The following is a 23,415-nucleotide window of genomic DNA, read 5'->3' as shown; positions in this document are numbered from 1 at the left end:
AATTATTCTTCCCAAAAATCGGGTACTATATTTGATCCTAAGACTGTACAATCTCCGCATATTCTAGATACCATTAAATATGGACCTTCATCAGGTCCAGGGTTTTTATTCTCTGAAAAATAACGAACGTTTCCATCGACAATCGCATCCAATAAGGGAGTCCCGAGTCCTGGATCTATCAACTCTGGGGCAAATGTAACACAAGCCGTAGCATATGGTGGTATAGCTTCTCCAGGATAAAAATCGACATAATTAAAAAAGACACGCTTCTTGTCAACTGATGCTATATCAAAAAAACCGGCTACTTTTTCATCCTCTCCCGCAATCGACGTTATATTACCATTAATAAATCCTGGTTGATTATCTGAAAACAAACTTTCTGATTGCAAGAGATCACGAAGCGTTTCGTAAAAGGTGAATGCATTAATTGAATGCACATATTGTTTCACCAAAATGCTATAACGATGCGAAATGATAAAGTTATCAGAGCTTATAAATCGAACAGGAAATCCTTCAATTCGATCTTCAGCGCGATCAACTGTACTTTCTAATATAATAGACGATTCTTTTCCTGTACCATAGCAAATGCGTTCTTCCTTTTCTCGAACTACAAAATTAACGGCAGGTGGTTCAAAAGATGCCACCTCAAGATCTAATGGAGTCCATGATGGTGCTATTATTTTATAGGTCTCTTCAAACTCATAGCGATAGTACTGAGAGCTTCCTGTTGGATCAAAACTATCAACTAATAAAGCCATTCCTTCTACTCCATTACTATTTGTTGTGCGTTGCGGCCTAATCGCATCTATTTTACTAACAGCTGGAAGGGTTACTGGTCGAGAATTATAACTCGATCCGTCTGTTGTTTGAATGTTCAATTGATACTCAGTATTAGCTTGGGCCGCAAATGCAATATCTGAAGTATAAGTCCCAGGAAGTACCTCGCTAAATGAATACGTATTCCCATTAGAAGCAGAAACTGTTACAGTTGCTTGGCTTTCGAAATTTGGCATATCGTCCTCAAATCGAAATGATCTTGTTAATATTACTTCTTGTTGCTTCATCTCATTGGTTAAGGTAGCTTGCACCACCAGAATATCCTCAAAGGTTTCAGTACCGGGTTCAAATGTTTCTAAACAAGCATTATTTAAAAAACTTGTAATGCTCAAAACAAGTATAATGACGCAATTTTTTTTATTCATCCTCCCAAAAATCTGGTTTTATGTTGCTGCCTAGTACCGTGCAATCGCCACATGTTCTTGAAACCAATAAATAAGGCCCTTCATCAGGTCGGGGATTCTCATTTTCCGAAAAATATCGGACATTACCATCGGCAATGGCATCTAGCAAAGGAGTACCTCCACCCGGGTCTTGCAATTCAGGTGCAAAGGTAACACATGCTGTTACGTAGGGTGGTAACCTCTCGCCAGGATAAAAATCGACATAATTAAAATAGATACGTTTCTGATCTACAGAGGCCACATCAAAAAAACCAGCAACCTTTTCATCTTCATTGGTAGTTGAAAAAACATTACCTGCAATAAAACCGGGTTGATTATCTGAAAACAAGCTTTCTGACTGCGATAGGTCTCTCAAAGTCTCATAAAACGTAAATGCATTTACAGAATGAACATACTGCTTTACCAAAACACTGTAACGATGAGAGATAATATAGTTATCAGAACTGATAAAACGTACAGGGAAATCTTCTATTCGATCTTCGATTCGATCTATCGTGCTCTCCAGAATAAGTGAAGTTTCTCTGGCCGAGTTATAGCAAATACGTTCTTCACGATCACGAACTATAACATTAACAGCGGGGGGTGCAAAAGATGCAATTTCAAGATCGAATGGTCTCCACTCAGGTGCAATTATTTTATACGTTTCTTCAAACTCATATCGGTAGTATTGAGAACCTCCGGTCGGATCAAAACTATCTACCAAAATAGCCATCCCTTCTACTCCATTGCTATTAGTCATTCGTTTAGCCTCTAAATTATCAATGGTTGTGATCGATGGCAGTTGAATGGCTCTTGACCTGTAGCTATTACCGCTAGCTGTTTGAATTGCTAGTTCATAGTCAACATTTGCTTCAGCGGCAAAACTAGTTGAGGATCGGTAAGTACCCGGTACTACTTCGGTAAACACATATTCTGCACCGTTTGATGCAATTATTCTTACCTCCGCCTGACGTTCAAAGCTGGGCATCTCATCTTCAAACCTGAACGATCTTGTTAAGACAACCTCCTGCTGCTTCATTTCATTCGTTAAAGTTGCCTGTACGACCAGAATATCTTCAAAGGTCTCAGTACCTGGCTCAAAGGTCTCTATACACCCAAACAAAGTGAATACTGCTATACCGCATAAAAATGATATTTTACAATACGTTCTATTCATCCTCCCAAAAGTCTGGTTTTATATTACTTCCTAGTACTGTACAATCCCCACAAGCTGGAGGAACCATTATAAAAGGTCCTCGGAAATCTAGGGTTATTCTATTGTTCACATCAAAATAACGAAGTAGCCCTAGCTTTATATTATCAATTAAAGGTGAAGTAACTGCTTCTGGTGCATGACCAGATGCCAAAGGTGGTGCGACTTCAGTACAATTAGTCACAAATTTAGGTAGTCTTTCGCCAGGAAACGCATCATGATACTTAAAATAAAGTCGCTTTGAAGTAACTGAAGTAACTTCGAAAAATCCCACTGCATTTTTATCCGCATCATCCAACGATCGAATGTTACCTTCTAAAAATCCTGGTTGTATATCGCTAAATAAATTCTCAGATTGCGAAAACTCATTCAGTTTTTCAAAATATCGATATGCCTCTCTAGTCTGGACATATTGTTTCACCAAAATACTATACCGATGGGTGGTCATATAATCATCTTTAACGATAAACCGAACAGGAAATTTTTGGATTTTATCTTCAGTTGAAGCATTCGTAGTTGCTTGCATAATTGCTGTGGAATGATTTGTTTTATAACAAACACGTTCTTCTTGTTCTCTAGGAGCAGTATCAACTTCAAATTCCCAGACATCACTTATAACTATTGCTTCTAATGGTGACCATTTAGGTGCCTCTATCCTATAAGTTTCAATAAACTCGTAACGATAAAAATTGGCATTACCTTGTGGGTTTTCACTATCAACATATACTCCAATTCCAGGTGAATTATTACTATCAAACCCAGCTTCATGATACATTTTGGCTATGGGAACAACCGGAGGTAGATTAGTCTGCGTAGACTGAAAATGCTGGCCAGATTTCGATATCACCTCAAGATGATACCCTATTCCGCTTTGAGCACTAAAAGGAGTTTCAGAAATATACTTTCCTGGTGATGCTTCAATAAAATTAATCGTCATTCCAGTATCTCCAACCACTCGAACTGTAGCTCCGGTTTCCTGACTAGGGCCTTCATCCTCAAACCGAAACGATCTTGTAATAAAAATAACTTGCTCTTTCAGTTCATTGGTGATTCTACCTTCAATAATAAGTGTATCCTCAAAAGTCTGGGTGCCTGGCTCGAAAGTCTCTATACAAGAAGATAGCACCAGTAAAGGGGCTATCAAATTCATGTATGTCACTTTCTTCATTATCATGTTTATCTAAAACTTAAAGTTATAAGTAATCGAAGGCACAGGTATTGCAAATATTGAGCTCTTAAGAGGTCGAATCTCTCCAGCTTCCGTAACAAAGAACACAGAATATGGATTATTTCTTCCCAAAACATTATAAATAGAAACCGTCCAGAAACTATGAGCCAACTTATTTTTCTTGTGATTCCCTTCAACATTAAAACCGAGGTCTAATCGGAAATAATCTGGAATTCTAAATTGATTACGATCACTAAACAAGACAAATTCCGATCCGTTAAAAACAAAATTACCTACTGGAAAGGTCACTGGACGTCCTGTTTGGTATACAAAGTTGGTCGATAAACTAAATCGACGCGTAAACTTATAATTTGTAACTAGACTTACATCGTGTGGCTTGTCAAAGTTTGATGGAAAGAATTTACCGTTATTCACTCGTTCCTCATCGAACTCACTATCTAGTTTGAAAAAAGATCTTGAGTAGGTATAACTTAACCAACCATTCAATTTACCAGCATTTTTCCGTACTAACAATTCTGCACCATATGCCTGACCTTCGCCTTGTAGTACCTCTGTCTCTATTGTTTCGTTTAATAGCAACCTAGCCCCTGTTTTAAAATCTAGGATATTTTTCTGATCCTTATAAAATCCTTCCAAACTTATTTCATAATCATTACCATTAAAGTTTTTATAAAACCCTAAAGAGTACTGATTTGCTTGTTGGGGTTTTATATTCAAATCTGACAATTTCCAGGTGTCAATTGGTGAGATCGTCGTATTGTTAGACAATAGATGGATAAACTGATATGAATTATTAAAACTCGCTTTTACCGAAAAGTCCTTGGTAAACAAATAACGAAGTCCTGCTCGAATTTCTGGTCCACCATAAGTTTCTATAACCTCATTTTTATCAAAAGCTTGAGTTTCTATAAGTGTTTGCTCACTTCTAGGAACATTTTCCTGGTAAATTCGTTGATTAGATGCGCCCAAGGCCGCATAAAAGGAATAGCGCAGCCCAACATCAAAAAGCAGTTTATCGCTAACCTTAAATTTGTCCGCTAAAAATATACCCCCCTCAAAAGCGCGTTCTTCAGGTATCTCTAAAAACGAAATTATATCATCTGGTCCCCTAGGCTCAATCTTTCCTGGGTTTAAGGAATATAATTTTCCTGATACACCGTAATCTAAAGTATGATTACTATTTACCACCGACTTCATTTTGTATTTAAAGGCTGTTTCTTCCACCTTAAATCCAAGATCGAAATCATTAATACTATTCGTATCAAATTCTATATCAAATTGGTATTGGCTATTCGCTAGTGTAATATCCGCTGTGGTATTATCATTAAATTTATGCCGCCATTTAGCCGAGAATAGTCTATTGGTATAGCCATAAATAGAATCAGATGTAATACTAAAACGATCATTACTAAAATAGCCTGATAATTGCACATCATTGTTCTCGTTGATATTGTGATTGTATTTGGCTACCACATCGTAAAACGAAGCTTCACTATTTTGTAGGTTCTCATCGTCTAGAGATCTAAGTATCCAATTAGAATAGGCACCACGCCCTCCTACTAAAATTCCAGATTTATCCTTGATTACGGGTACTTCTAATGCCAAGTTTGAAGTTACTGGCCCAATAGATGCTTCGCCTTTAAAATCGGTAACGCTAGCATCTTTAGACGTAATATCGAATACTGATGACAGCCTTCCGCCGTACTCAACTGGAATGTTTCCTTTATAAATATTGGCCTCTTTGGTCGTAAAGGGATTTAATGCCTCAAAAATTCCGAAAAAGTGTGTCGGATTGTAAATAACAGCCTGATCTAACAAGATTAAATTTTGGTCCGCCTTTCCTCCTCTTACGTTATATCCTGCAGCTCCTTCACCAGCAGTTGTTATACCAGGTAAGGATGTTGCTACTTTTAAAATATTCCGTTCACCTAGAACTAAAGGAATGTTCTTTGATTCTTCATTATCAATTTTAGTATTTCCTGTACTAGCCTCTTCAACATTTTTAGCAACATTTGCCTCCAGTACAACTTCATCCAATTGCTCGATACTTTCATCAAGCATAAAATCGAAAGTACCATTGTTATAAATTACAATATTCCTTTTCGTGTCTTCAATACCTAAGGATTTTGTTTCAATAAGATTAACACCAACAGGCAATTCAATTCGATATTCACCTTCATCATTTGTGACAGCAAAAATATTTTTCGCCTTTTCTAAAATGGTCAGGTTTGTAATCGGATTTCCAGTTCTTAAATTAATTGCCTTTCCTCTTAGTTCAAAGGTTTCTCCACTTGCTTGTGCACTTTCTCTACCAATACGAACTGTTGGGAAACTCTTGGTCTTAACCGTTTTTTGGCCACTAAAGAAAATAGGGCTTACATTTCCTTTTCGTTGCTTTTTAACGACTACTGTAGTATCAATTTCCTTACCAAAAAACCCATCAGGAACACTATCGTAAATAATGTTGTTTCTGGTTAGCACTATAGTGCTATCATCAAGCACATAAAAATTGAGCAGGGTATCTTTAAACAGTTCCGCTAAAATATCAGCTAAACTAGCATCCGCAAAATTTGCAGAAATCATCTTTTCCGGAATCCATTCCTTTGCAAAATATACTTGAAGATTCTGCTGAGCTTCTAATTTGATTAATGCATTATATAAGGTCTCATTTTCAAATGAAATGGCAATATTCTTATTTTGATCCTGGGAAAATGAAACGGAAAAAAAGCCGCAACATAAAATAGCGAATAAAAACTTCTTCATATGTTAGGATCTAAGAGATTTAAATAAACGTTGAACAACTGATGTCATATAGCCGTCCTCATCACTTTTTCTTAAGGCCGCATAATCTTTTGCAAATTGTCTTATCTCATTTTTTTGTTCAGGAAAGGCAGCAAAAAGATCGCGTACATTCCTAATGTCGAAAAACTCATCTTTGTGAAGTAAAACATATCCCGTTTCTTCTCTAAACTCATAGTAAGTGGATCCCTTGTCTAATTTTTTAATCGGACGTTTAAAGTACTTTTTGAGTAACCAAGAGTTTTCCTTTTGCGTTAACACCTCACAAAACCCTCTATTTTGTCCAGAACTAAGTTTTGATGTATTGACGAAACTTGCACCATTTAAGGCAAATCTTTTAATCTTATCCTTTATCAAAATCATTACCTGAGTACTATTGCCTACAGGATGGGCTACCAGCAATCTATCTTCAAAAAGATCATATTTTAGTTGAAGATCAAAATAGGGTTGATTGTCGTAAATCACTTCACCACTAGTAAAATCTGCCAATTCAAAAAACTTATGTTTTTCGTTGATCACACGATACAATTCTACATACGAAGTCCCCTTATAGATACCAGTGTTTTCAATTCCGATAACTGAATCAAACCAGAGATAATGTTGTTTGTTATTAGTGGACTGTGAAAAGCCAAAAGAAGTGAAACATACTGCGAATAGTATGATCAAAAGGTTAGGTAGTTGTTGCATAAAGTTTATATCCTATATGGAATCTTAAAAATAGAAAATATTTTAGAGCTTTCTAATGCTTATATCGGAATGGTAGTGTTAAAATCAGAAATAATCGAAATTCATAGTATAATGCTATACTACTTCGAAACAACTACAAACTCTATTCGCCTATTTTGTTTGTGAATTTCTTCAGAACAACGTACTTTGAATCCACAGTTTACTTTTAGCTCGATCTCTCCCATGCCTTCCGTTAGTAATCGGTCTGAAGAAATGCCCTTTCTAACGATATAGTTTTTTATTACATTGGCTCGCTTGCGGGATAAGCTTAGATTGAAGGTATAGTTTCTCCTAAGGTCAGTATGCGATCGTATGTTTATGGATACCGATGGATTATCTTGTAGTACCTTAACAACCGCATCTATTACTGAGAGAGAATCCTCATTTAATTTAGTATTCTTATCACCAAAAGTAACTGGTGCTAAATTCATTGTTGTGATAAGATCCTTATACAATAATGGAGCTACTTCATTCAGTGTTATTTGCGTTTCTACCTCTGGTGTTTTAATGGAAACTTTAATAGTAGTAACCGATTTTTCATAACCATCACGCTCTACTATTACTTCCTGTTGGCCGACAAAACAACTCGTTGGAATAGAAAAAGATCCACTACCATCAGATTTTGATGAACCTAGTACATTCCCATTCAGATCTTTCAAAGTTACAGTGGCATTTTTAATCAAGTTTTTCTGGTCAGCCCCAACGATAGAACCTATTACAACTGATTCACAATCCGTACGTAGTTGCTCTTTTCTATTAAATTGATAGATATCGTAAGCTCCTTTACCAAAATCTCTATTTGATGCAAAATAACCATTCTTATCTGCTTCGTTTACGATAAAAGTAATATCGTCCTTTGTACTATTTACAGGCTCGCCAATATTATATACTTGAAAATTAGGTTTCTCGAAATCACATGTAAAAACATCCATCATTCCTAGCCCTGGATGCCCGTTTGAAGAAAAATACAAGCGATTTGTACTGCTAATAAATGGGAAAGACTCCCTTCCTTCTGTATTAATGGCAGGTCCCAGATTTTTGGGTTCACCGAATATACCGTCTCCTAAGATTTCCACTTCATATAGGTCAGATTCACCAAAACCGCCCTCTCGATTTGATGCAAAAAACAATCTTTTACCTGTTTTATCAATGGTAGGGTGTGCAGTCGAAAAATCTTCACTATTGAATGAAACTTCTGTTATATTTTTCCATTGGCTACCCTGAAGCTTCGCCATATAAATTTTAAGAATCCCTTTACCCGTATTAATTGAGTTTGTACTACGCGTGAAATATAGTGTAGTACCATCAGGTGACAAAGCAGCTGAAGACTCATGCCCAGAACCATTAACATCGCCTTTTAAAGTCGACAACTTTCCATTGGAGTAGACATATAAATTTAGAAAAGGCTGATTACTCCATCCTGAGCGCACTTTTCTTGCGGATTTTTCAGCCATTGATGAGCTAAAAAGAATATCGTTGTTAAAAAAAGTCGGGGAGAAATCATTATATCTACTGTTAAAAGGTGAATTAACTGCAATGAAACGATCACTATTCATTTCTATAATCTCCAAGTACTGTGGATTACCTTTATAAAGCTGATAGCGCCTGTCTTCAGGATTTATTTTCCCAAGTTCTTCCATCCACTCATCCGCTTTTTTATATTGTCGAAATGCCTTTAAGGACTGTGAATAACGAAACATATAGTCCTCAATATTCTCCACTTGATCACGATATATCATAAGTTTTTCATACCAGAACTCTGCCCTAGAAAAGTTTCCAGTTAAGAAATAACTATCGGCTAGTTTTTTGATTGCATCAACCTCAGCCGAATTCTTTTTTAGATGTTTTTCATATAAAGGAATCGCCCCTGCGTAAGAATAATTAGCAAAATAAATATCGGCTTTTTGCATTAACTTACTCTGTGCAAACATGGCAGTTTGCACTAACACTAATATGAGTATTAAAATTCTTTTTATCATAGTTTAAAAGAAAACCGGTGAAACTGCTGCCTTTTCTTTCTTGAACACTTCAAAACGTAAAAACACCTCATGCGATCCACTTGTGGCGTCCTGAAGCCCATTTAACTGAAAATCATAAGCATACCCTATTAATATACCTTTAGATACCTGAAAGCCAGCTAAACCGCTTGCTGTACCGCCTGGTCGATAACCAAGCCCGAAAGTGAGCTTTTCGTTATATAAAAAATTGGTCGATAAATCAACTTGTATTGGTGCCTCAGCAGTGTACTTTGTTAAAATTGCGGGTTTGAATTTAAACGAATCACTTAGCTCAAATACATAACCCCCCATAAAATAAATCGTAGCACGCTCTACCGCCAAACTATTTGACGACGGATTCTCATCAGTATCAAAATGCTCGGTCTCCAAAATTGTTGGAGCGGACAGCCCTACGTACCCATTATCTCCATAAATATAAACACCGACTCCAAAATTAGGCGCAAAACGATTATCAATATTTGCACCAAAACCAGGGTCTTGAGGATCTCGAATACCCAATTTTGAAAAATCAACGGTTAGTAAATTACCTCCAGCTTTTAAACCAAAAGCCAATTTTGTATTATCAGAAATGTCAATGTTGTAGGAAAAATCAATAAAAAATACCTGCTCTGTTGAAGGTCCTATCTCATCATTTAATGCTGATATACCCAATCCAACTCTATTTGATTCTCCCAAAGGTGTATTAAAACTAACGCTTTGTGTAACTGGGGCTCCTTCTAAACCAACCCATTGTGATCGATGAAAAATCGTGCCATTAAACAAACCCCTACTTCCGGCAAAGGCAGGGTTAATGGTTACCGTATTATACATGTATTGAGTAAACTGTGCATCTTGTTGCGCTATTGCTAAATATGAGAACAATGCTAAAAAAGCGAATATGATGTTTCTGTTCTTCATTTAGTTGATATATAAATAGCCTGATTTGGTTACCTGTTCCACACCGTTAGCGTAATTAACCACATAGAAATATGTTCCTGACGGTAGGCTTTTTCCACTTTCATTCCCACTATTGGCAAAACCTCTAAAAAAATTATCTCCTATTCCGTAGCCACTGGTTTCGTAAACCTTGGCTCCCCAACGGTTGAAAATTTCTATTTTATTATCTGGGAATAGCTCGATACCATTAAGTTCCAATTGATTGTTCAATGCATCACCATTCGGGGTGATCGCATTAAATTCGGTAAACTCAATATCAATACTTGGATCTAAATAATCTGGAATTCCATCTTCATCAGTATCAATAGCGTCATCAGGATTACCATCATCATTAGGATCCGGTGACTCATCTATCGTTAATTGAGTATCATTATCATCGTCAGGATCCAAAAAATCCGGAACTTCATCATTATCTGTATCTAGTGTATCTCCAGTCAAAGGGTTTCCATCACCATCTGGATTCGCGCCTTCAAATATGGTTAAGACGGAATCATCATCATCATCCATATCCTGAAAGTTCGGTATTCCGTCCTCATCTGATATATCAGCCAGCTCGTAATTAATCACGCCAGAATTAGGGTCGTCTTGTACTTGATCAGATATACCATCGTCACCAAAAGGTCCTGCTAGCCGATTGTCGGCGGTTATATTTTCTGCGAAATGCCCTGCTTCAATCCAATCGAATAGCTCATCACCATCAGAATCTTGATCCAGACTATCAATAATGCCGTCTTCATCAGTATCTCGAGTTGCATTTCCTTCTAATTCAATTGCATCAGGAATCCCATCATTATCATCATCTAAATCTGTTAAGTCCTGGATTCCATCACCATCGGTATCTGCCGGATAAATTAAGACCGTCGGGTCATCGGGTTCTCCATCTCCATTAGTATCAACATCAGAATCGTTATTTGGATCATCTGATAGATCTTGAATTTCTTCAGAAGCACCGTTGTTATCAAAAAATGCACTTATTGTCGCTTGATTACTTAGTAAACGGGCATCAATATCAGCTTGTACGATTGAATATGTCGCTGTAAATGTTGCTGTGTCTTCATCCCCTGGTTCTAAACTCCCTGTAAATGTTCCATTAACGGCAACTAAGGGATCATTAATTGTAATGTTAGAAAGGGCAACGTTACCGGTATTTCTAAATGAGAAGGTATAGCTTACAGTTTCTCCTATTTGTGGTAAAAAATCGCCATTTTCATCATTAAAAATACCGGTTTTTGACAAGCTAATATTCGGAAAACGTTCCAGAATTGTAGCTGTTTCATCATCAATTTCTGGGGTGTTTGGGTCATCAGATAAATCGGTTACCATATTACCATCGGGATCGGTACCTGATACTGTAGCTTGGTTAAAAATGAAATCGCTAACCACATCGGCATCCGTTAAAGTATAGATTGCGGTAAAAGTAGTACTGTCGGTATTTCCTGGGGCTAAAGCAACTAAAGGTCCGCCATCAACTACAACTAAAGGATCGGTTATGCTCAAATTATTTATAGTTGCAGTGCCTGTATTGGTTACAGTGAAGGAATATGAAACGGTTTCTCCCGCTTGTGCAGCCGCATCTCCATTCTCATCGTTAAAGACCCCTGTTTTAAAAAGTTGTAATCCGGTTATATTAGGTGCGGTAGTAATGGTGGGATCATTAGGATCAGCTGTATCCGGGTCGTCAGAAGCATTATCCGCAACAACAGTTGTATTGTCAGGAGCTAAGGCAGTAACTCTAGCTTGATTGCTAAATTGTTGGTTATCTATATCGGTTTGTGTTATTGCATAGGTCGCGATAAACGTATCAGTATTGACAGCTCCAGGATCTAGTTGAGATAACGGGCCACCACTTAACATAACGCCAGCAACATTATCAACCACTTGTATATTTTGCAAGGTAGTATTTCCAGTATTTCGGATCGTAAAATTATAAGTGATAATGTCTCCAGGATTTACAATGCCATCAGCACCAATATCAAAAGTGTCGTTTTTCTCTAAAGTAATTCCGAAAGTTTGCGTCAATGGCACATTCGAAACCGCAGTTGGTGAATCGACCTCATCCGAAGATGCAACAGCGGTATTTTCAAAAAAACCTGCATCAATATCCACTTGGGTGATGGCATATTGCCCTGTAAAGTTGCTATTGTTCGAATCACCTGAATTAAGATTTATTGGGGATCCTGAGACCACAACATCAGTATTCAGATCGTTAATTGTAATGTTATTAAGCGTTCTATTCCCTCCATTGGTAAGAGTGAAAACATAGTTAATAACATCCCCAACATCGGTAATACTGTTTCCATTTTCATCAACATAAGTACCTTGCTTTATCAATTCAAGTAATAAAACAGCATCAACAGGGGTAGTAGCCGTATCACTGACTACTGTAGCTCCAGTTTCCTGGGTAGTGACATTGGCAGTATTTACTAGTTGAGAGTTTGAATCAATATCTTCTTGCAAAACAGTATATGTAGCGGTATAGGTAAATGTCTCTCCTACCTCTAAAATTCCAGTTACCCCTGTTGCGAAACTCTCAACTGGCGCACTTATACTATTTGCACCTGTTCCAGGAAAAACATCATCTAAAACAACATTACTTAAACTAACCGTACCTGTATTTGCTACCAAAATTTCATAGGTGATTACTTCACCAGGCGCTGAGACTGACGCAGGTCCAGCAGTTTGTGTTTTAGTTACTGTAAATAACGGAATACCATTAACGGGTGTTATTGCAGTATCTGTAATTGTAGTTGGAAATTCAGTTGTAACCGCAAATGCCCTATTCACTAGAGGGTTAGCAGCATCAATATCTTCTTGTGTTACAGTATACGTTGCTGTGTAGACAAATGATTCTCCTGGTGATATTTCATTATCAACTGTGCCACTTTCTACTGGACCTGTTAGGGACATTGCACCATTTCCAGGAAAATCATCGGTAAAAACAAGGTTAGTGAGCGTCCTTGTTCCCGTATTCAAAAGCGTTATCTCATAGGTGAGCAACTGACCAATTGCAGTGACATTCGCCGGCCCTCCCGTCTGATTCTTAACTACCGACAACGAAGTAATTGGCTGAATAGGAGTTGTCTCCTGCGTTTCAAGAATTACAGCTGATTCAGCAACAGTCACGCGCACTCGATTAATTAAGTTGATCTTAGTATCGATATCTTCTTGGTCTGGTCGATATCGAACGCGCCAGGTAAATGTTTCACTTGGACTCAATATACCATCAACAGTTCCGCTTTCAGTGGGAGTTGCCTGTTGAGAAGAAACTCCGTTTCCAGGAAAAAACTCTTGAATTTGAACATCCGTTAGATTGCTAGTACCTGAATTAGCTACAACAACATCATATTCCAATTGCTGCTCAGCGGCAGTAACAATCGTAGGCCCTGTAACCTGTGTTTTGGTAACTGTAAATATAGGACTGTTATTTACTGGTGTTGATGCGCTTGATGATTGTGATTCTGAAATTTGGTTAGTGGTAACGCGAACTCTATTTACTAATGTCTCAGCAGCAACAATATCAGCTGCAGTTGTGGTATAAGTTGCATTGTACGTAAATGTTTCTCCCGGCGAAAGTATATTGTCTACCGTACCGCTTTCTGTTGGGCCATTAAGAGTATTTGGACCTGCCCCTGGAAAAGTTTCACTTAACGATATAGCTGTCTGACTGATTTGTCCTTCATTGGTAAGAACAATTGTATATTCTATGACTTCATTAGCAGCGGTGACGTTATTTGGGCCTCCAGTTTGTGTTTTATCAATCGAAATACGATTAATTACCGAAATAAGTGTAACTGCAGCAGTACTTTCTGCCGGAAGTTCATTACTTGTCAAATTAACTGCATTTGTTAAACGAGAGCCATTGTCAATATCCCCTTGAGTAACTGTATATGAACTAGAATATAACCAGGCTTCTCCAACATCCAGTATTCCATTTGAATTGCTGTCACCGGAATCTAGAACAAGTAAGGTTGCGACAAAATTTGGATTGACAAACTCAACTTCAACACCTGTTAAAGCTATTGCTCCTAACTGAGCGTTATCAACAGTTATGGTAAAACCAACAACATCACCAACTTGAGTAACTGGGTTTGGCCCTCCCGTTTGCTCCATACGCAAATCAACCTGCGCAAATGAATATGTAGAAATTAGCAAGACACATACCGTAAAAAACGATCTTAGCATCCCGCCTATGGAAATAAACGATTTTTCATTTCTATTCATAAAGTAATATAGCCCATTACTATTAATAAAAGGTACATTTCGGGCAAAATAGGTTGGGGACTAAACGAATGAATAAAAATAGAAAAATCCATCAAGTTTAAATACTTCCCTATACTTAATTCTGCAACTAGACAATATTCACGATTAACCGCACCAAAAAAGCTGAACAGCTTACTTTTTAAGAATACTCATCCTGACACTAGAACTGTTATATACGGTATGTGTTTGCTTTTTAAAATCGTCCTCTTCGGCTTTAAAAATATTATCTACATACGTCTGCGGATTCAGATCAATATATGGAAACCAAGTACTCTGTACTTGAATCTGAATTTTATGTCCTCTCTTAAATGTATGCATTACATCTTGAAGCTTAATCTGGACTTTAGTTTTTTGATTTGGAATGAAGGGTTCAGGGTTTTCAAAGCTATTTCTAAAACGTCCTCGCATCGACTCACTTCGCACCATTTGATGATAATTGCCCATCTTTAGATAAGCCTGTGTTTCCTCATAATCTGGATGGTCAGGAGGGTATACATCTATAAGTTTTACAACCCAATCAGCAGCAGTTCCCGTTGTAGCGACGTCTAATGAAGCTATGATGTCGCCTGCTAAGGTTACAGAATCCTCAAGAACTTCGGTTTCAAAAACCAATACATCCGGTCTTCTTGCGGCGAAACGCTGATCGTCGGTCATATATTTCCTGGGCGTAAATACCATTTTAATATCCTCTGAATATGGCACTGGTTTTTTAGGATCACTTACGAAATCAACCTTTGTTAATGGTTCTCCTCTTCTAACAGAAAGTGTCTGGTTTGGTTGCAAATAATAGTTAGACTGCACCGTATTTTTAGGCGGCCACGAATCAAAAGTGTTCCAATCCTTCGATCCTGTATCATACACATAAGCTTCAGGTAAGCCAGTGTTTCCGTCACCTTCTCCCTTTAAAAAATGCTCGAAGAACTTTGTTTCTATCTCTTCTTGAAAGAAGGTGGAGATATCGTCCCCGAAATAAACATTGCCAATAGCCTGTCTTTTCTTGTTTCTTGCCCAATCGCCATGGCTCCAAGGCCCCATTACAATCGTATTGTAATTCCCTTTTGAGTTTTCTTCGATACTACCATAAGTTTCAAGTGGGCCGTATAGGTCTTCTGCATCAAACCATCCACCAACAATCATAGTTGCTGGTTTAATATCTTTTAAATGCTGAATGATCCCGCGGCTTTTCCAAAACTCATCATAATTTGGATGCTCCTTTAGTTGAGTCCAAAAAACGTTTGATTCATCATAATATTTATCAAGATTAGACAGTGGACCTACGTCTAAAAAGAACTGATATTGATCTTTTGTACCCAAGTCAGGAAAGGAATACCAAGACTCTTTTGTAGGTTGATCCTTCATATAACCAAAAACCGCAGTCGCCCGCCAATAACTTAACAAATAGGCTCCGTTGTGATGAAAATCGTCAAAAAAGAAATCGCCAATTGGTGCCTGTGGTGAAACTGCTTTTAAAGCTGGATGTCCAGAAAGCGCCGAATATGTTGAATAAAATCCAGGATACGATATACCCCAAACTCCTACATTACCATTATTATTATCAACATTGTTGATTAACCAGTCGATAGTGTCATATGTATCTGAAGCTTCATCTACTTGATCTCCTGTTTTATTTGGAAGAAACGCGCGCATATTATCATACACCCCTTCACTATTCCAACGACCTCTTACATCTTGATACACTACAATGTAACCATCTTTCATCATAGTGGTATTCGGACCGATTTTTTCTCTGTATTGGTCTTCTCCATAAGGGCGGCAACTGTATGGAGTTCGAGACATAATTATAGGATATTCTTTAGAAGTATCTTTAGGGCTATAAATGGTAGTATGGAGTTTAATACCATCTCGCATTGCAATAGTTACTTCCTTTTTATCATAGTATTCTCGAGCATCATAAGCATCAATAGCTGTTGTAGTTTCTTCTTTATCAACTTGTTGCTTACAACCAACAACTAAAAATAATAGCACTAGGGTTAAAAATCGAGTCATTTTAATTGGTGTTTTAGATGTATAAATATACCACAATTAGAAAATTACATTCGTTAAAATTAAAGCATAATGACAAGTTTGTTTTAAAAAATGTAAAGTTTATTTTACTTTATATCAATTTTATTTTACATTTGTATCATTATTAATTAAAATCAATCATAAAATGAACACACGTTTTTTATTACCCCATTCTCTTAAAACAGTTGGTTGGATACTTTTAATACCGAGTGTTTTATATGGGATTTACGTTCACATTGTAGGCTTCGAATTTGACGAGGTTATGAGGACTTCCGTTTTTGCCATTTGGCGAGATACTTTTCTATCTAGCTCCCCTTCTGACAACTTTTTTGAGGTTATCGAAAATGGTATATTGGATGAAATACTAACTATTTGCATCATTCTAGGTGGCATTTTTGTTGGCTTTGCCAAAGTGAAAGATGAAGATGAGTTTATAGGAAAAATTAGAACTGAATCACTTATTTGGGCGATCTATCTCAATTCCATAATATTTGTATTTGCAACAATCTTCGTATACGATATGCCATATTTCAACGTACTTATTTTTAATGCCTTTACTCCGATTCTATTTTTTGTAATCCGGTTTCATTTCTTATTACATCAATCAAAAAAAGAACTGCGTTATGAAGAATAAGATAAAAATTGCCAGAGCTATAAAAGACGTAACTCAAGGCACCTTAGCTGATGAAATTGGTGTAAGCAGACAAACAATCAACGCATTAGAAAAAGGAAAGTATGTACCGTCTACGGTACTTGCATTAAAATTAGCTGCGTTTTTTGGTCAGTCAGTAGAGGAGCTTTTTAGTTTGGAGGATGAGGATTAGCGAAATCGGAAACCCTTAATATCAATAAAGCTTAAAAAGCAAACTTCGGCTTCGCTGTACTCGTCTCAAATCTTGCTAAACCTTCTTTTAGCCAAGTCTTGTAGGTGGCCTTATCGGTATATTGCTCTGGAGTGTTTAATAAATTGTAATCTGCATCCATTAAAATGTAATAGGGTTGCGATGCAGTTTGGAAATTGATAGTTTGAAAAGTAGCCCACTTGTTTCCAATAGTTTTTATCTCTTTTACTCGACCCGTTGGCAGTTCATAATCAAATTGTTGATCTGCAGGTAAGTCTTTCTTATCATCAACATACAAAGAGATCAAAACATAGTCATTTTTAAGCATCTTATAGATATCACCTTCTACCCAAACATTTTCCTCCATTCGACGGCAATTAACACAACCCCAACCAGTAAAATCAATCATGATTGGTTTATTCTGCGCTTTTGCTACTGCTAGGCCTTCATCAAAATCTTTATAACAATCGATTCCTAGCGGACAGTCATTTTCCCGTTCGTAAATACTGTAAAAATCCGGCGGGAACATGCCGCTAAAGGCAGTAGCATCCCATTTTGGGTTCTTCATTAAGCCTGGCGCTATGTAAACAATTATCGCGATTAACAAAGTAGCAAAGCCTATTCGGGCAAAACCTAATTTCTTAATCGGACCGTCATGCGGAAATTTTAATTTACCCAAAGTATATAAAAGCCATAGTACCCCGATAACAATCCATACTCCGATAAAAACTTCGCGTTTCAATAATCCCCAATGTTGCACAAGGTCGGATAATGATAAGAACTTAAATGCCAATGCCAATTCCGCAAATCCTAGATGCACTTTTACCGTATTTAGCCATCCACCAGATTTCGGTAAGGAATTCAACCAAGCCGGAAACATGGCAAACAGAGCAAACGGGAGCGCCAAGGCGACACCGAAACCAGTCATTCCAGCTGAAAGGTTTGTAGCTACATTTCCATTTGCCAAGGTGGTACTCCCGAGCAAACCGCCTAAAATAGGTCCAGTACACGAAAAGGAAACGATGGCAAGGGTAACAGCCATAAAGAATATTCCAACAACACCACCAACGTTCGAAGCATTGTCCATTTTACTTCCCCAGCTCGCAGGTAAGGTCAATTCATAATATCCAAAAAATGAGAATGCGAAGAAAACGAAAATGACAAAGAAGAATACATTAAGCCAAACGTTAGTAGAGATCGTATTCAGTATTTCCGAATCCAAATTATCCATTAAATGGAATGGCAAACTCAATAAAAAGTAAATCACCACAATGAAAAGCCCGTATAATAAAGCGTTAGCAATTCCCTTTTTTCGATCGTTTGACTGTTTCGTAAAGAACGAAACGGTTAAAGGTATCATTGGGAATACGCAAGGAGTTAGTAAGGCTATTAATCCACCTAAAAAACCTAATCCGAAAATTACCCAAAGGTTATTTTGCTGTTCTGCAGATTTGCCTTCCGTTTTTAAAAGTTCGGTATTTTGAATATCGATTTTTAATTTGTCAGCTTTTATAAGGCTGGCCTCATCAACTACTTTTTCCTCTTTCTCGACGACCGATCCATCTAAATTTATTGAAATATCAATAGTTGTAGGTGGCATGCACTGTTTATCATCACAAACACTATATCCAACCTCAACGTCTACAGTATTAAAATCTTTATTTAATAATCTTATCCTTTGGTTGAAAATAGCAACATCCTCAAAGTAAATGACATCACGATCAAAGACTTTATCAAAATAAGGTGCTTTATCTGGTTGAGTTGTCTTTCCTATTAGCTCATAATTACCATCAGCATTATTAAAGATAAATTCAGTTGGAATTGGTCCAAAAGGGTCCTCTTCTCCTTCTGATGGTTGACCATAAATATGCCAACCTTCATCCATAACAGCCGTAAATGTTAGCCGATATTCATCTTCAGAAAGCTTTTCTATAGCAGTTGACCATTCAACTCGATCCTCGAATTGGGCATTTGTAACACCAAAAACTATTAATGTGAAAAATAAAAAGAGGGACTTCATTCGGTTTGTTTGAATTTTAAAACTGTGGTTGTTTTTTCCGTTACCTTAAATCGATCATCTGCTCGTTTACCAACTACCCAAACGATTTTCTCATCAGAGCACAACAACCATTGTGCTTGCTTATCAAAAAGGGAATATTTTTCATCTTTAAAAAACTTGCTTAGCTTCTTTTTCTTGCCTTGCATCCCTAGTGGATAAAAATAGTCGCCTTTTTCCCATTTTCTTAACGTAAGAGGGAATTTTAACGTTTCTTTATCCACAAACAACTCACTATTTGATTCGTTAATGATCGTATTATCTGTTGTAATTTGCAATAAAACTGGTTCAGTAAGTGCCTCTGCGCCTTCCTCTATCAAATAAGCAGCACCATTCGCAACCTCGTCAACAGCCTTTAAAATCAGGTAATCACGGTCTTTTAGCAAGGTATGTGTTCTCGATGTGACTTTCTTTCCTGGACTTGTTGATAATAAGCCAACGACATCATCCCATTCTGTAAATCCGTAGTCCTTTAATAAATAATATAAATAGGCTTTGGTATTGGATAATTCTTTCAATTTATCAATCTTCAATTTTCCATCACTCCATTCCGGTTCGAGTTCATTTTTAAGCCATTCAATTCGGTCCTCAACCAATTGCCAGCTATCTGCCAAATGCTCCTGTGTTTGCTTGACCGATCTATTTATCCGCGGATTCAGTTTTTCTAACTCAGGAATGATATGATGCCTAATCGCGTTACGAAAGTATTTTTCATCAGAATTACTCGCATCTTCTCTCCATTCTAATTCATGTTTTTTTGCGTACTCTTCAATCTCTTTTCGGTCAAAGGATAACAAAGGTCTCACAATACTATTATTTTGTTCTGGTATTCCTAGCAAGCCTTCTATTCCAGTTGATCGAGTGAGATTAATCAATAAAGTTTCCAGATTATCATTTGCATGATGTGCAGTAAGAATGGCATCAAAACCAAACTGATTTGATAGATCATAAAACCAATCGTATCGCAATTCGCGCGCTGCCATTTGAATAGAAATACCACTATTGCTGGCATACTCGTCAGTATTGAACGATTGGGTAAACACCTCAAAATTCAAGGTTTCACCCAAAGCAATAACAAAAGCCTCATCAGCATCACTTTCTTCTCCACGTAATTTAAAATTACAATGAGCTAAGGTGCAATCTAGTGACAAGGAATGTAATAAGTGTGTTAAAACAACACTATCCAGCCCTCCACTAACGGCAATAAGTAATTTTCCTTTTTTAAGAAAAGGGAAATTGGTATCAATATGATCAGAAAATGCGGTTTTCACAGCTGTTTATTCATCCAGGTGATTAAAGCATCCATGAAATCCTGTTTATGGAAATCGTTGTGCATTTCGTGGTATCCACCATCAAAAAGCCGAATAGTTGCTTTAGGGCTTCCATTCGCAAATTCTTCTGACGCTTTGTGGCTTGTTACCTTATCGCCTGTACCATGCGCAACAAACATAGGTGTTTTTAAATGATCGGCATTTGAAATAGCCCATTCTCCTGCTTCCATAATAGGAAACGAATACATCGGACTTACATTGTCATGAACTAAAGGGTCATTTTCATATTTCTTTACCTCAGCCTTATCTCTTGTAAGGTGATTTACTTCAAGGCCAGCGGATAAGGTAATTGATGGAGCAATTTTGTAAAACAACTTTCCAATACTCATTTTCCATTTTGGTGGCTTAAATGCTAACCTTAAATACGGACTTGAAGCAATTGTACCTTTTACTCCAGGCTCAATGCGCAAGGTATAATTAATAACTAGATTACCACCTAAGCTGTGACCATACAAAAATACAGGAAGATCAACAAAACGTTCTCTTACTTCATCATAAGCATCATTTAAAATGGCCATGAGTTGCTCATAACTCTCGCAGTCTCCTCGCTTTCCAGTTGATTTTCCGTGTCCAATATTATCATAGGTAAAAATGGCATATTCATTCTCAACTAGTGTTGGCACAACAAAATCGGCGTAACGGGTAGAATGCTCACCAAAACCATGGACCAATAAGATAACGGCTTTGGGTCTATCTGGCGACCAAGATTGAGCGAATATTTGTTTGTGGTATTTTTTTAAGAAAAACTCTTGATGCTTCATGGGCTAAAGTTACTATCTAAAATTGAATCGAGATAATTCCATTACGCTCTTCATATACGGACTTCATTGAGAACATAGATTCAAGAATAAAGAAGTAAGATACAAGACAAAATAATCTTGCTTCTTGGATCTAAAGCGTAGCGGTCTTGTTTCTGAAGCTGTGCTTAATCAACCCTCAAGTACCTGGCGCATTGCCTTCGCTTTTATCAAGCACTCCTCATACTCTTTTTCTGGGATTGATTCCGCAGTTATTGCCCCTCCGACAGAATAGGAAACATAGCTTGTTGCGCTATTGTATAAAATACTTCGGATGATGACATTAAAATCAAAATCATCATCTGGAGTAAAATACCCCACCGCACCTGAGTAAATACCTCTTTTAGTTTCCTCCAATTCTTCAATTATATTCATTGCCGAAATCTTTGGGGCGCCTGTCATACTACCCATTGGAAATGAAGCTTCAATAACATCAAGAGCATCTCTGGTATCAGCTACTTTTGCTGTCACTGTTGAGATCATTTGATGCACTTGCTTAAAGGAGTACACCTCGCATAATTCTTCAACCTGAACACTTCCCTTTAGAGCGTGTTTAGACAAATCATTTCGCACTAGATCTACTATCATTACATTTTCGGATCGTTCTTTAGGATCATTTTTAAGTGCTTTTGCCAACTCGATATCCTCTTCTCTATTTTCCGATCGTTTGGCGGTTCCTTTTATAGGTTGCGAGATGACCGAATTCCCATTTTTCTTTAAATAACGTTCGGGAGAAGCTGATAACAAATACAGTTCATCTAACTTCATAAAAGTGGCAAATGGAGGTGTTGAAATATCGTTTAAATTTAAATAGGTCTCTATCGGATTAATATGTGCATCTTCGGCATAAAATTCCTGGCAAAAATTAGCTTCATAAATATCACCTCGATGGATATGTGCCAAGAGTTTTTCTAATTTTTCATAATAGGCTTCTTTATGAATTCGAAGCTTGATCTTTACTGGCGGCTCGGTTCCATTGTTCTTCTTTTCTATAATCGATTGAAGACTTGGTATATTGGTGGCAGCTATTTCTTTTAAATCCAACTCCATTTCATCATCACACATTCGTAAATAGTGAAGCTCGATAGTATTCCCTTTTAAAAGAAAGAGCTTTTTAGGTTGGAAAAAATGAACATCAGCAAATCCTAAACCATCGTGATTTTTAGATGCTAGACGCTCAACATCATTTTTAAGATCATAGGTTAGATATCCAAAAATCCAATCTTGAGTGGTGTTTTTATATTCTTTTAATTGATCAAAAGCACCTGAGAAATCTGTTTTTAAAGAGGTAAAAGCATCCACAGCCAATATTGCATCATATTCCGCATAAGGATGATCAATTTCATTACTATCTAACCAAATTACATCATCAAATTGCTGCGCCCATTGTAGTAATTGGCGTTTAAACTTTTTGGTATTTAATAGCGACTGGCTAAAGCTGCTTCGCACCTAGTCAGAAAATTGATTAGAAAATCCAGTTACAATGGTCTTTAATTGGTCATCTAATTCAACATTAGAAATCGATTTAGAATCCATAGAAAAATTCTCATTAAACGAGGGTAGGCAAAAAGCATCATATATTTCTGCACCAAATCTCGGCAATACATCTTTAGCTAAAGAAAGCGCCGTTTGTGCTCCACGTTGTCCAGGAGAAGTACTTAATAATAACAACTTCGTATCTTTTAAAAACTTTCGTTCTATTCTAGAAAGCCAATCAATAAGATTTTTGAAGTATGCCGATAACATAGTATTATGCTCGTTAACTGATATGATAAGCCCATCGGCCGAAACAATATCATTTTTTAACTCTATAAGAGAATTCAAATAGCCATCACTCTTTTCCAAATCTTCACTATACATAGGAAAAGGATATCGTGACATTTTCAGCAAATTAACCTCGTGGTCTTGAATTAAGCTTGATGCGTATTTTACCAATTCATAATTGATAGATTTACTACTATTACTTCCATTAAAAGCTAAAATTGATGCCATATCGATATTCA

General features: G+C 37.1%; 16 protein-coding genes. 2 read left to right on the top strand and 14 right to left on the bottom strand.

From position 1 onward, the window contains the following. Window positions 1-2 precede the first annotated feature (2 nt). The 9 genes from GWK10_RS04070 to GWK10_RS04030 all read right to left on the bottom strand — a co-directional run bounded on the left by GWK10_RS04070 (window position 3) and on the right by GWK10_RS04030 (window position 16,368). On the bottom strand, window positions 3-1,202 hold the full coding sequence (locus tag GWK10_RS04070; protein ID WP_164029645.1) for a DUF4249 domain-containing protein: 1,200 nt from the start codon (window positions 1,200-1,202) through the stop codon (window positions 3-5). Then, window positions 1,195-2,397 carry a DUF4249 domain-containing protein gene (locus GWK10_RS04065; RefSeq protein ID WP_164029644.1) on the bottom strand — a complete coding sequence of 401 codons (1,203 nt, stop codon included), beginning with the start codon at window positions 2,395-2,397 and terminating at the stop codon, window positions 1,195-1,197. The genes GWK10_RS04070 and GWK10_RS04065 overlap by 8 nt, the downstream gene beginning before the upstream one ends. Further along, a complete protein-coding gene (locus GWK10_RS04060) occupies window positions 2,390-3,601 on the bottom strand; it encodes a DUF4249 domain-containing protein (protein ID WP_164029643.1) in 1,212 nt (403 codons plus the stop codon). Before GWK10_RS04060 ends, GWK10_RS04065 begins: the two co-directional genes overlap by 8 nt. A gap of 12 nt (window positions 3,602-3,613) precedes the next feature. Beyond that, window positions 3,614-6,385, bottom strand: a complete 2,772-nt coding sequence (locus tag GWK10_RS04055; protein ID WP_164029642.1) for a TonB-dependent receptor — start codon at window positions 6,383-6,385, stop codon at window positions 3,614-3,616. 3 nt (window positions 6,386-6,388) lie between these two features. Beyond that, window positions 6,389-7,108 (bottom strand): hypothetical protein, encoded by a 720-nt coding sequence (locus GWK10_RS04050; protein ID WP_164029641.1) that lies wholly within the window; start codon window positions 7,106-7,108, stop codon window positions 6,389-6,391. 119 nt (window positions 7,109-7,227) lie between these two features. After that, the gene (locus GWK10_RS04045; protein WP_164029640.1) at window positions 7,228-9,126 is read right to left on the bottom strand and encodes an OmpA family protein; all 1,899 of its coding nucleotides are present in this window, start codon (window positions 9,124-9,126) and stop codon (window positions 7,228-7,230) included. A 3-nt stretch (window positions 9,127-9,129) separates the two neighbouring features. After that, complete coding sequence (locus tag GWK10_RS04040) at window positions 9,130-10,062, bottom strand: PorP/SprF family type IX secretion system membrane protein (RefSeq protein ID WP_164029639.1); 933 nt, start codon at window positions 10,060-10,062, stop codon at window positions 9,130-9,132. Then, entirely contained in the window at window positions 10,063-14,322 is a 4,260-nt protein-coding gene (locus GWK10_RS04035; RefSeq protein ID WP_164029638.1) for a DUF7507 domain-containing protein, read from the bottom strand. 171 nt (window positions 14,323-14,493) lie between these two features. Beyond that, entirely contained in the window at window positions 14,494-16,368 is a 1,875-nt protein-coding gene (locus GWK10_RS04030; RefSeq protein WP_164029637.1) for a CocE/NonD family hydrolase, read from the bottom strand. 163 nt (window positions 16,369-16,531) lie between these two features. Here GWK10_RS04030 and GWK10_RS04025 point away from each other — a divergent pair, with 163 nt between their 5' ends. Together GWK10_RS04025 and GWK10_RS04020 are read left to right on the top strand one after the other, a co-directional pair. Further along, a complete protein-coding gene (locus GWK10_RS04025) occupies window positions 16,532-17,020 on the top strand; it encodes a hypothetical protein (RefSeq protein WP_164029636.1) in 489 nt (162 codons plus the stop codon). Then, on the top strand, window positions 17,010-17,210 hold the full coding sequence (locus GWK10_RS04020; protein WP_164029635.1) for a helix-turn-helix transcriptional regulator: 201 nt from the start codon (window positions 17,010-17,012) through the stop codon (window positions 17,208-17,210). Before GWK10_RS04025 ends, GWK10_RS04020 begins: the two co-directional genes overlap by 11 nt. Window positions 17,211-17,241: 31 nt before the next feature. Here the strand turns inward: GWK10_RS04020 and GWK10_RS04015 are convergent, their stop codons facing one another. The 5 genes from GWK10_RS04015 to GWK10_RS03995 all read right to left on the bottom strand — a co-directional run bounded on the left by GWK10_RS04015 (window position 17,242) and on the right by GWK10_RS03995 (window position 23,404). Beyond that, window positions 17,242-19,248, bottom strand: a complete 2,007-nt coding sequence (locus GWK10_RS04015) for a protein-disulfide reductase DsbD family protein (protein ID WP_164029634.1) — start codon at window positions 19,246-19,248, stop codon at window positions 17,242-17,244. Then, window positions 19,245-20,555 (bottom strand): tRNA lysidine(34) synthetase TilS, encoded by a 1,311-nt coding sequence (gene tilS / locus GWK10_RS04010; RefSeq protein WP_164029633.1) that lies wholly within the window; start codon window positions 20,553-20,555, stop codon window positions 19,245-19,247. The genes GWK10_RS04015 and tilS overlap by 4 nt, the downstream gene beginning before the upstream one ends. Next, window positions 20,552-21,376, bottom strand: coding sequence for an alpha/beta hydrolase (locus tag GWK10_RS04005; RefSeq protein WP_164029632.1), 825 nt, complete (start codon window positions 21,374-21,376; stop codon window positions 20,552-20,554). Before GWK10_RS04005 ends, tilS begins: the two co-directional genes overlap by 4 nt. 168 nt (window positions 21,377-21,544) lie before the next feature. Further along, window positions 21,545-22,861, bottom strand: a complete 1,317-nt coding sequence (locus GWK10_RS04000) for an anthranilate synthase component I family protein (RefSeq protein ID WP_164029631.1) — start codon at window positions 22,859-22,861, stop codon at window positions 21,545-21,547. Further along, window positions 22,862-23,404, bottom strand: a complete 543-nt coding sequence (locus GWK10_RS03995) for an NADPH-dependent FMN reductase (RefSeq protein ID WP_164029630.1) — start codon at window positions 23,402-23,404, stop codon at window positions 22,862-22,864. Between the last annotated feature and the right edge of the window lie 11 nt (window positions 23,405-23,415).

Source organism: Spongiivirga citrea, from assembly GCF_010671565.1.
Taxonomy (GTDB): Bacteria; Bacteroidota; Bacteroidia; order Flavobacteriales; family Flavobacteriaceae; genus Spongiivirga; species Spongiivirga citrea.
The sequence above is the reverse complement of the archived record's forward strand: the minus strand, read 5'-3'. Positions and strand labels throughout refer to the sequence as shown.